Source organism: Pseudomonas sp. RA_15y_Pfl1_P11 (assembly GCF_963970975.1).
In the GTDB taxonomy this organism is placed as follows: Bacteria; Pseudomonadota; Gammaproteobacteria; order Pseudomonadales; family Pseudomonadaceae; genus Aquipseudomonas; species Aquipseudomonas tritici.
The window spans coordinates 42807-54900 of the sequence record NZ_CAXAOY010000005.1; the positions used below are offsets into that span (position 1 = coordinate 42807).

The 12094-nt window shown below is 58.1% G+C and carries 13 protein-coding genes and 1 pseudogene; 7 read left to right on the forward strand and 7 right to left on the reverse strand.

The window, feature by feature from the left end; all coding sequences use genetic code 11:
• Window positions 1–209 precede the first annotated feature (209 nt).
• Both AACY44_RS07650 and AACY44_RS07655 read left to right on the forward strand, forming a co-directional pair.
• Window positions 210–647 carry a GNAT family N-acetyltransferase gene (locus AACY44_RS07650; RefSeq protein ID WP_339438097.1) on the forward strand — a complete coding sequence of 146 codons (438 nt, stop codon included), beginning with the start codon at window positions 210–212 and terminating at the stop codon, window positions 645–647.
• A gap of 59 nt (window positions 648–706) precedes the next feature.
• Window positions 707–933, forward strand: a pseudogene (locus tag AACY44_RS07655) (methyltransferase); the annotation flags it as partial.
• A 113-nt stretch (window positions 934–1046) separates the two neighbouring features.
• On the opposite strand, the gene def reads toward AACY44_RS07655, so the two are convergent.
• The 3 genes from def to AACY44_RS07670 form a co-directional block, all read right to left on the reverse strand.
• Window positions 1047–1586, reverse strand: coding sequence for a peptide deformylase (gene def, locus AACY44_RS07660; RefSeq protein WP_339417096.1), 540 nt, complete (start codon window positions 1584–1586; stop codon window positions 1047–1049).
• Window positions 1587–1589: 3 nt separating this feature from the next.
• A complete protein-coding gene (locus tag AACY44_RS07665) occupies window positions 1590–2540 on the reverse strand; it encodes a YihY/virulence factor BrkB family protein (RefSeq protein WP_339417097.1) in 951 nt (316 codons plus the stop codon).
• Window positions 2541–2720: 180 nt separating this feature from the next.
• Complete coding sequence (locus AACY44_RS07670; RefSeq protein ID WP_339417098.1) at window positions 2721–2906, reverse strand: CsbD family protein; 186 nt, start codon at window positions 2904–2906, stop codon at window positions 2721–2723.
• Between the two features lie 199 nt (window positions 2907–3105).
• On the opposite strand from AACY44_RS07670, the gene AACY44_RS07675 reads away from it, so the two are divergent.
• Complete coding sequence (locus tag AACY44_RS07675) at window positions 3106–3483, forward strand: hypothetical protein (RefSeq protein WP_339417100.1); 378 nt, start codon at window positions 3106–3108, stop codon at window positions 3481–3483.
• A 78-nt stretch (window positions 3484–3561) separates the two neighbouring features.
• Here AACY44_RS07675 and fadD1 read toward each other — a convergent pair whose 3' ends face one another.
• Entirely contained in the window at window positions 3562–5253 is a 1692-nt protein-coding gene (fadD1, locus tag AACY44_RS07680; RefSeq protein ID WP_065873541.1) for a long-chain-fatty-acid--CoA ligase FadD1, read from the reverse strand.
• Between the two features lie 381 nt (window positions 5254–5634).
• Window positions 5635–7323, reverse strand: coding sequence for a long-chain-fatty-acid--CoA ligase FadD2 (gene fadD2, locus AACY44_RS07685; RefSeq protein WP_339417102.1), 1689 nt, complete (start codon window positions 7321–7323; stop codon window positions 5635–5637).
• A 234-nt stretch (window positions 7324–7557) separates the two neighbouring features.
• Between fadD2 and AACY44_RS07690 the strand changes: the two genes are divergently transcribed.
• Window positions 7558–8502, forward strand: coding sequence for an alpha/beta hydrolase (locus AACY44_RS07690; protein ID WP_339417103.1), 945 nt, complete (start codon window positions 7558–7560; stop codon window positions 8500–8502).
• Window positions 8503–8573: 71 nt separating this feature from the next.
• Window positions 8574–9044 (forward strand): MaoC family dehydratase, encoded by a 471-nt coding sequence (locus tag AACY44_RS07695; protein ID WP_339417104.1) that lies wholly within the window; start codon window positions 8574–8576, stop codon window positions 9042–9044.
• Between the two features lie 145 nt (window positions 9045–9189).
• Here the strand turns inward: AACY44_RS07695 and AACY44_RS07700 are convergent, their stop codons facing one another.
• On the reverse strand, window positions 9190–9657 hold the full coding sequence (locus AACY44_RS07700) for a ferritin-like domain-containing protein (RefSeq protein WP_339417105.1): 468 nt from the start codon (window positions 9655–9657) through the stop codon (window positions 9190–9192).
• A gap of 206 nt (window positions 9658–9863) precedes the next feature.
• Between AACY44_RS07700 and AACY44_RS07705 the strand changes: the two genes are divergently transcribed.
• Both AACY44_RS07705 and AACY44_RS07710 read left to right on the forward strand, forming a co-directional pair.
• Entirely contained in the window at window positions 9864–10100 is a 237-nt protein-coding gene (locus tag AACY44_RS07705; protein WP_010208204.1) for a DUF3820 family protein, read from the forward strand.
• Between the two features lie 9 nt (window positions 10101–10109).
• Entirely contained in the window at window positions 10110–11285 is a 1176-nt protein-coding gene (locus tag AACY44_RS07710) for an aminotransferase class V-fold PLP-dependent enzyme (protein ID WP_339530005.1), read from the forward strand.
• A gap of 142 nt (window positions 11286–11427) precedes the next feature.
• On the opposite strand, the gene AACY44_RS07715 is transcribed toward AACY44_RS07710, so the two are convergent.
• On the reverse strand, window positions 11428–12093 hold the full coding sequence (locus tag AACY44_RS07715) for a bifunctional 4-hydroxy-2-oxoglutarate aldolase/2-dehydro-3-deoxy-phosphogluconate aldolase (RefSeq protein ID WP_065873545.1): 666 nt from the start codon (window positions 12091–12093) through the stop codon (window positions 11428–11430).
• Window position 12094: the final 1 nt, after the last annotated feature.

Here is a 12094-nt window from a genome sequence, read left to right on the forward strand (position 1 = left end):
CAGACCTGTCTCGGTTTTCTTGGCTTTCTTGTCAGCGCGTTTTTCATCGGCGGTCTTTGCCGGTTTTTTCTTCGCGGCTTTCTTTGAATCCATACCTTTGGCCATGATGCGTGCTCCACTGAACAGGGGATGTAGCACTGGGTATACCACCTATTGCGACGTAGAAGGCGCTTATAATCCCCAGCCCTTGATAACGCTGCCTGAACACCATGCCCGAATTACACATCGAACCGCTGGCAGAGCCGTTGTGGCCGCTGCTGAACAAGTTTTACCGCAGCCATAATTCGCCGATGAAGGCGCTCAAGGGCGGGCGTTTGTGGGTGGCCCGGGAGGGTGAGATCGTCGCGGGGCTGTGCCTCACGCCGGTGGTGGGTGGGCAGTGGTTGACCGGTGTGTGTGTGGCACCCGCGTATCGCGGCCAGGGGTTGGCGGCGCGATTGATTCTTACGGCGGTGACTGCTTGCGAGGGAACCGTTTGGTTGTTGTGTCATCCGGATCTGGAAGGGCTATACCAGCGCATGGGATTCACTCAGGACACGCTGCTGCCGCAATCGCTTAGCGAGCGGTTGGTGCGCTACAAACGCAACAAACCCATGATCGCGATGGGCTTGGATCGTTTGGTGACGTCGACCCCGGATAATGTGTGATCAGCGCCTGCGAGCCCCATGCTAGCCTCGGTGGCACAGTGGCGCTTTACAGGATGATCATGAACACGACGCTTGCAGTTCTCTCCCTCACCGCCCTGCTCGCTCCGGTCTTGAGCCAGGCAGCCGAGGCACCGATCAGCGCCAAGCAATACCAGAACGTGCTCGCCGGCAGTTGGCGCGACCCGGCCAACAGCGCCCGCGACGGCTATCGCCATCCATCGCCGCCGTGCAGGCCGCAAGCAGCAGTGCTTACGCACGCACATCCGAAGAAAACCTGAAGAAAAAGGATGGGAGGACGTTGCGGTTCGTAAAGCCTGCTAAATAACCTGAGCAGAACGCAGGCTCAAAGTGGAAGCGGGCTTGCTCGCTCCCACATTTGGACCTCATTGGATCTGAAAGCTATTCGTCAGCAGTGGGCTCGAGCTCCGGGAACATCACGTCAATAAACCCGAACTTACTGAAATCCGTAACCCGTGACGGGTACAAACGGCCGATCAAGTGATCGCACTCATGCTGCACCACCCGCGCATGAAAACCATCGGCAAAACGCACGATAGGCTCACCCTTCGGATCGAAGCCCTCGTAGCGAATCTGCTGGTAACGGCTCACCGCGCCACGCAGGCCCGGCACAGACAGGCAACCTTCGTAGCCCTCCTCCAGCGCTGGGCTCAGTGGTGTGATCAGCGGGTTGATCAGGATGGTCTGCGGCACCGGCGGCGCGTCCGGGTAGCGTTCGCTGGACTCGAAACCAAAGATCACCAATTGCAGGTCGACACCAATCTGCGGTGCGGCCAGGCCGACGCCACCCACATGCTCCATGGTCTGGAACATGTCATCGATCAATTGCCACAGCTCGGGGCTGTCGAACATTTCCGGCGGAACCGGCGGCGCGATACGCAGCAGGCGCTCGTCGCCCATTTTCAGGATTTCACGGATCATCGATCAGACTTCGTCAGGGGTGGGCTTGGAATGGTCCCGGCCGAGGCCTGAGACGTGCTGTTTTTCAGTGGTATGAGCCGGCGCATCAAACTCTTTTTCACCCGGTTCCTTACCTTCGGCGGACATGTGTTCGATCACTGCATTCATCTCCGCACCCAGCAGCAGCACCGCGGCGGAAATATAGAAGTACAGGAGCAGCACGATAATTGCGCCGATACTGCCATACATGGCGTTGTAGTCGGCAAAGGTTTTGACGTAATAGCCAAAGCCCAGGGACGCGACGATCCACACCACCACCGCCAGCACCGAGCCTGGCGTGATAAAACGGAATTCCTGCTCGACGTCGGGCATCACGTAGTACATGAGGGCCACGGCGAACATCAGCAGGATCACGATCAGCGGCCAGCGCAGGATGGTCCACAGGGTGACCACGAATTCCTGCATGCCGATCTGCGCGGCGATCCACTCCATCACCTGCGGGCCAAGCACCATCAGCGCGGCGGCGGCCAACAGCATGCCGGCAATACCGATGGTATAGAGAATCGACAGCGGGAAACGCTTCCAGATCGGCCGGCCTTCAACCACGTCGTAGGCGGCGTTCATCGCACTCATCATCAGGCGCACGCCGGCCGAAGCCGTCCACAGCGCGATCACGATACCCACGGACAGCAGGCCACCCTTGGATTGCTGCAACTGGTCGATGACCGGGTTGACCTGCTCCAGCGCCTGGGGCGGCAACACCAGCTCCGACTGCAGGCGCAGCCAGGAGAAGAAATCCGGCAGGTGCAGGAAACCGATCAGCGCGATCAGGAACAGCAGAAAGGGAAACAGCGAGAACAGCATCTGGTAGGCCAGCGCCGAGGCGTAGGTGGGCATCTCGTCATCGACGAATTCCGTGACGGTGCGCACCAGCACTTTGTGCAGTTTGAGGCCTTGTAATACCGGAAAAAGCATAGCGTCTCCTTTCGCCGCAAAAGGTTGAGTTCGTGGGCGACTCAGGGGCCGTTTTCTACATCAAAGTAGCCCATTTGGCGACTTTGAAACAATTTCGAAAGTTTAGTTGCAACGGCGGATACAAAAACGGCCATCCGTGGATGGCCGTCGGGCTGCGTAAAGCCAGCCAGCGATTCGAAATTACTGGGTCGCTTTTTTCACAGCGTCTTTGGTATCGCCGACCGCTTTCTGCACTTCGCCTTTCTTTTCTTGTACCAGACCTTCAGCGCGCAGTTTGTCGTCGCCAGTCACTTTACCGACACCTTGCTTCACGTTGCCGGCCACTTCGTTCGCTACACCTTTTACCTTATCCGATGTGCTGCTCATGGTATTTCTCCTGGAACAATCGATGGTTTTTGGTCATCACGTAAAGATTGACCCGAGGCGGTTTGGCAGAGTTTCAATTATTTTTGCCTGTGCATTTCATCGCCATCCGCAGGTTGGGCTTTATGTTTTGTGGCCAACCCACGAGAATGCCCGGCACATTCAGGCTACAACGCTGAATAACAGATCCCGTAGGAAGGTTATGAAACTCAATAAAGCACAGGCTATCGCCCGCAGAAACACTGAACTGGGCGGTGCCGTACTCGGCGTCAACAACTGCCACTTCACCGAACTGGACCAGAAACGCAACATCTGGTGGTTCGACCTGCCGCTGGGCCGTATCGCCGTGGGCCAGTACGAGTGGATTCACTTGTTGATGCACAATGCCGAGACTGACCAGTTGCTGCACCTGAAGGTGCCGACGGTGTTTTTGCGTGAGAAGGTCGAAGGCCTGGTGGTGCGTAATGCGGGCAAGCGTAGCCCGGAGATCACCCTGGAGCTGAGTGCGGATAAGGATTCGTTCTTGAAGGACGTGCGCCCGGCGGGTGCAGGCGTGAGCTTCGCCCCGTTCGCCCTGTAAACACCGGATTAAAAATGTGGAGCAGGCTTGCCTGCGATAGCCCAATAAAAACCCCGCATTTGCGGGGTTTTTTATGGGTTACTTTTTCAGACCGAGCTTCTTCAACTCTTCATCGCGCAATTCACGCCGCAGGATCTTGCCCACGTTGGTGGTCGGCAACGCATCACGGAACTCCACCGCCTTGGGCACTTTGTAGGCGGTGACGTTGGCGCGCATATGCTCCATCACCTGCTCCTTGGTCAGGGTTGCGCCCGGCTTGACCACGATAAACAGCTTGATGTGCTCCCCGGACTTCTCGTCCGGCACGCCGATGGCTGCGCACTGCAGCACGCCCGGCAGGCCCGCCAGTACGTCTTCGAGCTCGTTGGGGTACACGTTGAAGCCCGAGACCAGGATCATGTCCTTCTTGCGGTCGACAATGCGCATGTAGCCGTCGGGCTGGATGATCGCGATGTCGCCGGTCTTCAGCCAACCTTCGCTGTCGAGCATCTCGTCGGTGGCGTCCTGGCGCTGCCAGTAACCCTTCATGACTTGCGGGCCCTTGACGCACAGCTCGCCGGTTTCGCCCAGCGCCAGCTCGGTGCCGTCGTCGGAAATGACTTTACACACAGTGGACGGCACCGGAATCCCGATGGTACCGAGCTGGATATGCTGGATCGGGTTCACCGTCGCCACCGGGCTGGTTTCGGTCATGCCGTAACCTTCGCAGATGCCACAGCCGGTCACGGCCTTCCAACGCTCGGCCGCCGCCAGTTGCAGGGCCATACCGCCCGACAAGGTGACTTTCAGCGCAGAGAAGTCCAGCTTGCGGAACGCTTCGTTGTTGCACAGCGCCACGAACAGGGTATTCAGGCCGACAAAGCCGCTGAACTTCCACTTCGACAGTTCCTTGACCATCGCCGGCAGGTCACGCGGGTTGCTGATCAGGATGTTGTGGTTACCGATCAGCATCATCGCCATGCAATGAAAGGTGAACGCATAGATGTGGTAAAGCGGCAGCGGCGTGATGAGGATCTCGCAGCCTTCGTTGAGGTTGGAGCCCATCAGCGCCTTGCATTGCAGCATGTTGGCGACCAGGTTGCGGTGGGTGAGCATCGCGCCCTTGGCCACGCCGGTGGTACCGCCGGTGTATTGCAGCACGGCCACATCACTGCTGGCCGGGCTGACTTCGTTGACCGCCTGGCCATGGCCCTTGGCGAGTACGTCGTTGAACTTGATCGCCTGTGGCAAGTGGTAAGCCGGGACCATTTTCTTAACGTACTTGATGACGCTGTTGATCAGCAGACGCTTGAGCGGCGGCAACAGGTCGGCGACTTCGGTGACGATCACATGCTTGACGGCGGTCTTGGGCACGACCTTTTCCGCCAGGTGCGCCATGTTGGCCAGGCAGATCAGGGCCTTGGCACCGGAGTCGTTGAATTGGTGTTCCATTTCCCGCGCGGTGTACAGCGGGTTGGTGTTGACCACGATCAGGCCGGCACGGATGGCGCCGAACACCGCGACCGGGTATTGCAGGACGTTGGGCAGTTGCACGGCGATTCGATCGCCGGGCTTCAAGTCGGTATGCTGTTGCAGGTAGGCGGCGAAGGCGCCGGACAGTTCGTACAATTCACCGTAGGTGATTGTCTTGCCCAGGTTGCTGAAAGCCGGTTTGTTGGCGAAGCGCTGGCAGGACTGCTTCAGTACCGCCTGAATATTCGGATACTCGTCTGGATTGATTTCTGCAGCAATCCCGGCGGGGTACTTATCCTTCCAAAAGTCTTCGTTCATGGAAGCCCACTCCTCAGCGACGCGAATTCATCATCGCATTTGATGCAATTATTATTGGTGTGTGTTTTTAGGTGAATCTGGCGCTTTAAAGCAGGCCGAGACGTCACAAAGCGCGCCGAGAGTAGCAGCTTTGCCAAGGGCCGCCTAGAGCCAAACGAGGGCCCTACGGTCATAAACATGACTCAAGAATAGCCAGTGGTCATTTTTAGAGCAAAGATTCTATAAGCTAGAAAATGGCTCTGGAATGCGCGCTACAGAGCGACAAATAAGAATGTGGGAGCGGGCTTGCTCGCGAATGCAGTGGTTCAGTCGATACATTTGGTGACTGATCCACCGCATTCGCGAGCAAGCCCGCTCCCGCATCTTTTACCCTGTTTCAAATCAGGCGATGTCGCGCAGCTCACGCCGCAGAATTTTCCCCACCGGCGTCATCGGCAACGATTCGCGCAACACAATATGCTTAGGCACTTTGTACCCCGTGAAGTTGATCTTGCAGTACGCCTTCAACTCCTCAAGGCTCACACCCTCCGCGCGCGCCACCACAAACAGCTTCACCGCCTCCCCGGTGCGCTCATCCGGCACGCCGATCACCGCGCAGTTGGCCACGGCCGGGTGGGCCATCACCACGTCTTCGATTTCGTTGGGGTACACGTTGAAGCCCGAGACGATGATCAGGTCTTTCTTGCGGTCGACGATGCGCACGAAGCCATCGTCATCGATCACCGCGATGTCACCGGTCTTCAGCCACCCCTCGGCGTCCAGGGCCTCGGCGGTGGCGGCCGGTTGCTGCCAGTAGCCCTTCATCACCTGCGGGCCTTTGATGCACAGCTCGCCGCGCTCGCCCAACGGCAGCTCGACGCCCTGATCATCAATCACCTTCATCGCCGTGGCCGGCACCGGAATGCCCACGGTGCCCAGCCGGGATTTGTTGCCGTACGGGTTGGTGCTGGCCACCGGGGAGGTTTCCGTCAGGCCATAGCCCTCACCAATCGCACAGCCGGTGATTTGCTCCCAACGCTCAGCTGTGGCCTTGATCAACGCAGTGCCGCCGGAGTTGGTGAGCTTGAGGTGGGAGAAATCCAGGGTCTTGAAGTCCGGGTGGTCCATCAACGCGACAAACAGCGTGTTTAGCCCCAACAACCCGGTAAACCGCCACTTCTTCAGCTCTTTGATAAAGCCGCCGATGTCCCGTGGATTGGTGATCAGCACGTTATGGTTGCCGGAGACCATCATGCACATGCAGTTCGCGGTGAATGCATAGATGTGGTACAGCGGCAGCGGCGCGATCATCACCTCCTGCCCTTCCTTGATCAGCGGGTGGCCGTCCTCGCCGGTCTGAGACATGCAGGCGCGCACCTGTTGCATGTTGGCCACCAGGTTGCCGTGGGTGAGCATCGCGCCCTTGGCCAGGCCGGTGGTGCCGCCGGTGTATTGCAGCACGGCGATGTCGTCCAGGGTCATCGGGTGACGGGTAAGACCCAGGCCCGAGCCCATGCGCAACGCCCGCTTGAAGGAGACGGCGCGCGGCAGACTGTAGGCCGGGACCATCTTCTTGACCTTATCGACCAAGGTATTGACCAGCCAGCCCTTGGCGGCGGGCATGAAGTCGCCCATCTTGGCTTCGATCAGGTAGTCGATCTCGGTGTCGCTGCACACTTCCTGCACCCGCGAACCGAACAGGTTGAGGTAGACCAGCGCCCGCACGCCAGCGTCCTTGAACTGGTGACGCATCTCGCGCGGGGTGTACAGCGGGTTGGTGTTGACCACGATCAGCCCGGCGCGCAGTGCGCCGAACACGGCAATCGGGTAATGCAGCACGTTGGGCATTTGTACCGCGATACGCTCGCCCGGCTTGAGGTCGGTGTGCTGTTGCAGGTAGCCGGCAAACGCCGCGCTCTGGCGTTCAAGCTCGGCGTAGGTCAGGGTGATGCCCATGTTGCTGAATGCCGGACGGTCGGCAAAAGTCTTGCACGAGCGCTCGAAGACTTCGATCACCGACTTGTAGGCCCCCAGGTCGATGTCATTGGGAACGCCCGCCGCGCGTTTGTCATTCCAGAAATCAGGTTGCATTATTCTTGTCCTCTTACCTGAGTGTGTCCGGCCGCTGCTGCTGCAAAAGTGTACAGCGATAAAAAGCGGAGCTTTGGGGACGTTAGCAGCTATGGCCAAACAGGCAAATACAGGACGGCGCTTCATTGATTGCGTGAATCTTCCTACACGTGCCCGCACTGATCAGACGCTTGCGTGGGATGAGCTATACACTGCAACGCAGACCTTGAGCAGAACGTGAGCAAAGGAACCGCCATGAACCACAGCACCTTCTGGCTGACCGCGAATGACCGCAGCCGCCTGTACGTCAACCAATGGATGCCCGACGGCTGCGCCAAGGCCGTGGTGATGCTGTCCCATGGCATGGCCGAGCACAGCGGTCGTTATGCACGCCTGGCTGAAGCCTTGTGCGGCGCCGGCTACGGTTTATATGCGCTGGACCAGCGGGGCCATGGCCGTACTGCCGATGAAGGCTCCTTGGGCCTCTACGCCGAAAAGGACGGCTGGAACAAAGTGGTGGGCGACCTCGCCAGCCTCAACCAGCATATCGGCCAACAGCAGCCGGGGCTGCCGATCATTCTGCTGGGCCACAGCATGGGCAGTTATATCGCCCAGGCGTACTTGCTGCACCATAGCGCCAGCCTGCATGGGGTGATTCTCAGCGGTTCGAATTTCCAGCCGGTGGCGCTGTATCGCGCCGCACGCGTGATTGCCCGGGCCGAACGCTTGCGCCAGGGTTTGCGCGGGCGCAGTGCGCTGATCGAATTCCTGTCGTTTGGATCGTTCAACAAGGCGTTCAAACCCAATCGCACCGCTTTCGACTGGCTCAGCCGTGACCCGGCGGAAGTTGACAATTACATCAATGACCCGCTGTGTGGGTTCCGCTGCACCAACCAACTGTGGATCGACCTGCTCGGCGGCTTGCAGCAAATCAGCAAAGCGTCCAATCTCGCGCAGATCGATCCGGGCCTGCCGATCCTGGTGATGGGCGGCGAATGTGATCCGGTGAGTGAAGGCAAGCGTCTCAAAAGCCTGGCCCATGCGTTGCGTGAAGCCGGCTGCCAGCACCTGCATCTGAATATCTACCCGCAGGCGCGCCATGAAGTGTTCAATGAAACCAACCGTGATCACGTTACAGCGGATGTGCTGACGTGGCTCGACCAGGCCCTGACATTACGCAGGCCAACTCGCTGCGAATGACCTCTTTGTGAAAATCAGCCTTTTAAAATCAGCCAATTAAATTACCGATTAGCCACAGGATGCACCTTTAGATGACCCAGGTAACCAACACCCCGTACGAAGCCCTCGAAGTCGGCCAGACCGCCAGCTACAGCAAGCGGGTGGAAGAGCGCGATATCCAGCTGTTCGCCGCCATGTCCGGTGACCACAACCCGGTGCACCTGGACGCCGAATACGCCAAGGCCACCATGTTCAAGGAGCGTATCGCCCATGGCATGTTCAGCGGCGCCCTGATCAGCGCGGCGGTTGCTTGCGAGTTGCCTGGGCCGGGCACGATCTACATTGGCCAGCAGATGAGCTTCCAGAAGCCAGTGAAGATCGGCGACACCCTGACCGTGCGCCTGGAAATTCTCGAGAAGTTGCCGAAGTTTCGTGTGCGCATTGCCACCCGTGTGTTCAACCAGCGTGATGAATTGGTGGTGGACGGTGAGGCGGAGATTTTGGCGCCGCGTAAGCAGCAGGTTGTTACTTTGACCGAGCTGCCGCCAATCAGCATCGGCTGACCCAGATCTTAAGATTCACGCACTACAAATGTGGGAGCGGGCTTGCCCGCGAAAGCGATAGTTCAGTCAATAAAGATGAGACTGAAAAACCGCATTCGCAAGCAAGCCCGCTCCCACATTGTTTACAGCATTTACAGCCCGAAGCTTACGACTGAGCGCGAGCCTGGTTACGCAGGGCTTTTACTTGGTCGTGGTTGCGTTGTACGCCGTGGTACTGACGCTCAACCAGATCACGAATACCCAGCAGGTTGTGCTTGTTGATTTTCTCAATCGCTTCACGATAAGCCTTCAGTGCGTGGTCTTCACCGCGCTCGGCCTCATTCAGCACAGCTTCTTCGTCTTTACCAGTCACCATCGATTTAACATCGACCCAGCCGCGGTGCAGGGCGCCAGAAACACTGCCGGAATCTTCCGGATCGCCACCCAGGGCACGTACGGCGGTTTTCAGTTCAGCTGCAGCTGTCGCGCAATCGGTGGAACGTTTGGCAAACAGTGCTTTGAGTTCTGGGTGCTTGATGTCTTCAGCGCACTCTTTGAAACCTTTTTGACCGTCAATGCTGGTCTCGATCAGGTCGTTGAGTACGGAGATGGATTCTTTATTGATGTCAGTCATTTTTCAATTCCTTTGGCAGGTTAGAAGGTTGCAATAAGAATTGCAGCGTCCGTGCCAGCTTCTTTAAAAACTATTTATCTTTGTAAATCAACAGCTTAAAAATTCTTGAACCTTCTGTATTTGCGTTTTTTGCATGATCTGTCATTTGGCCTTCATGCAGAATGCCTGTATTTTCCACTGCTACGACTGACCTTCACGAAGCGCCCATGAACCCCGAAAAACTCGAACTACTGATCACCCGCGAAATGCCCTTCGGCAAATACAAGGGACGGATCATCGCCGACCTGCCAGGCCCCTACCTGAACTGGTTTGCCCGTGAAGGCTTCCCTCACGGCGAATTGGGCGGGTTGCTGGCATTGATGCAGGAAATCGACAGCAACGGATTGTCTGAATTGCTTGAACCGCTGCGCGCTAAACACGGTAAACCCGCCCCTCGTCATTAAGAGCGCCCTATGCCACGCAGTGCAGACAACGAACGTCACTGGCTGACCATCGCCCAGCGCTACGCCCTGGAACCCGGCCCGATCAATCTGGAAAACGGCTACTTCGGCCACATGAGCCAAGCGGTGCAAACGCAGTATCTGGAACACGTTGCGTTTATCAACCGCAGCAACTCGCTCTATGTGCGTCAGACGTTCGAAACAGGCGAAAACGTCGAGATTCGTCGGCAGTTGGCCGGGCTAATGGATGTCGACCCAGCGTCAGTGGCCTTTACCCGTAACGCCACTGACGCCCTGCAATCGCTGATCCGCAACTACAACCGCCTGCAACCGGGCGATCAAGTGCTCATCAGTGACCTGGAGTACGACACCGTGAAAGGCGCCATGCGCTGGCTGGCAGGCTATCGTGGCGTGGAGGTGATCGAACTGTCCCACACGCACCCGGCCAGTTTCGACAGTCTGGTGCACACTTATCGCGAAGCGTTCGTTAAGTACCCACGCCTCAAAATGATGGCGCTGACCCACGTTACCCACCGCACCGGGCTGGTCATGCCCGTTGCAGCGATTGCCCAGGCGGCGCGCGCGCATGAAATCGATGTGATCCTGGATGGCGCCCACGCGCTGGGCCAGATCGAGTTCAACCTCGCCGAATTGGGCATTCAGTTTGCCGGCTTCAACTTGCACAAATGGATCGGCGCGCCGTTGACCCTGGGCTTTCTGTACATCGCCCCGGAGCGCCTGGGCGATATCGACACGGACATGGGCGAGTTTCACTACCCGGCTACCGACGTACGCGCACGCACGTCCTACAGCACGCCGAACTTTCCAGCGCTGATGACCTTGCCGTTGGTGTTTGAAGAGCACCGGGAGTTGGGTGGCTCGGCGGCCAAGGGTGCGCGGGTGAACTACCTGCGGGATCGGTGGGTAAGCCAGGTGCGGGCGTTGCCGGGGATTGAAGTGCTGACACCGGATGACCCGAGGCTGTATTGCGGGATTACGGCGTTCAAGTTTGTCGGGCGGGATCAGCAGGTGATGGTGGATAGGCTACTCAAGGACTATGACTTGTTTACCACTACCCGCACCGGCGCAACATTTGGCACCTGTATCCGGGTGACGCCGGGGTTGCTGACTTCATCGGCAGATATCAATGTGTTGGTCCAAGCAATTACCCAACTGAACGCAGATTAAAAATGTGGGCGCTGGCTTGCCAGTTCCCACATCTGAACATCAGTGTTCTTGAGGTTTTCTGCAGGCAAAAAAAAGCGGCACACCGACCAAGTGCACCGCAAAAATGCCGTTAAGCACAGCAACAACGATTCGATAAATCAGATCAATCCAACAGTGCCAGCGCTTCGGCGGTGACTTCCTGGATGCGGGCCCAGTCGCCGTTCTTGATCCACTCAGGATCGAGCATCCAACTGCCACCCACGCACATCACATTTTTCAACGCCATGTAGCTTTTGATATTGGCCGGGCTAACGCCGCCAGTCGGGCAGAATTTCACTTCGCCAAACGGGCCACCGAGGGCCTTGATGGCAGCAACGCCACCGCTGACTTCGGCGGGGAACAGCTTGAAGCGGCGATAGCCCAGGCCATAGCCTTCCATGATGCCCGACGCATTACTGATGCCCGGCAGCAGCGGAATCGGGCTGTGCACCGAAGCTTCCAGCAGGTCGCGGGTAATGCCGGGGGTGACGATGAATTGCGAGCCCGCCACTTCGGCCGCTTCGAGCATGTGCCGATCCAGCACAGTGCCGGCACCGGTGCACAGTTCAGGGCGTTGCTCGCGCAATACCTGAATGGCCTTGAGGCCGAACTCGGAACGCAGGGTCACTTCCAATGCGGTCAAACCGCCGGCTGCCAAGGCATCGGCCAGCGGCAGGATGTCCTGTTCGCGGGCGATGGTGATCACCGGCAGGATCCGCGCCTTCGCGCAGAGGCTGTCGATCAGGGCAACTTTATCCGCCATGGACACGGTCGGTTGAGGGCTTTTCATA

What these genes read in the sequence shown, in the direction of transcription:
- AACY44_RS07665 (WP_339417097.1), bottom strand. Translation starts at nt 2,540, where the DNA reads ATGCTTTTTCCGGTATTACAAGGCCTCAAACTGCACAAAGTGCTGGTG.
- fadD2 (WP_339417102.1), bottom strand. Translation starts at nt 7,323, where the DNA reads ATGCAACCTGATTTCTGGAATGACAAACGCGCGGCGGGCGTTCCCAAT.
- fadD1 (WP_065873541.1), bottom strand. Translation starts at nt 5,253, where the DNA reads ATGAACGAAGACTTTTGGAAGGATAAGTACCCCGCCGGGATTGCTGCA.
- AACY44_RS07710 (WP_339530005.1), top strand. Translation starts at nt 10,110, where the DNA reads ATGCCACGCAGTGCAGACAACGAACGTCACTGGCTGACCATCGCCCAG.
- AACY44_RS07695 (WP_339417104.1), top strand. Translation starts at nt 8,574, where the DNA reads ATGACCCAGGTAACCAACACCCCGTACGAAGCCCTCGAAGTCGGCCAG.
- AACY44_RS07700 (WP_339417105.1), bottom strand. Translation starts at nt 9,657, where the DNA reads ATGACTGACATCAATAAAGAATCCATCTCCGTACTCAACGACCTGATC.
- AACY44_RS07650 (WP_339438097.1), top strand. Translation starts at nt 210, where the DNA reads ATGCCCGAATTACACATCGAACCGCTGGCAGAGCCGTTGTGGCCGCTG.
- AACY44_RS07715 (WP_065873545.1), bottom strand. Translation starts at nt 12,093, where the DNA reads ATGAAAAGCCCTCAACCGACCGTGTCCATGGCGGATAAAGTTGCCCTG.
- def (WP_339417096.1), bottom strand. Translation starts at nt 1,586, where the DNA reads ATGATCCGTGAAATCCTGAAAATGGGCGACGAGCGCCTGCTGCGTATC.
- AACY44_RS07705 (WP_010208204.1), top strand. Translation starts at nt 9,864, where the DNA reads ATGAACCCCGAAAAACTCGAACTACTGATCACCCGCGAAATGCCCTTC.
- AACY44_RS07670 (WP_339417098.1), bottom strand. Translation starts at nt 2,906, where the DNA reads ATGAGCAGCACATCGGATAAGGTAAAAGGTGTAGCGAACGAAGTGGCC.
- AACY44_RS07675 (WP_339417100.1), top strand. Translation starts at nt 3,106, where the DNA reads ATGAAACTCAATAAAGCACAGGCTATCGCCCGCAGAAACACTGAACTG.
- AACY44_RS07690 (WP_339417103.1), top strand. Translation starts at nt 7,558, where the DNA reads ATGAACCACAGCACCTTCTGGCTGACCGCGAATGACCGCAGCCGCCTG.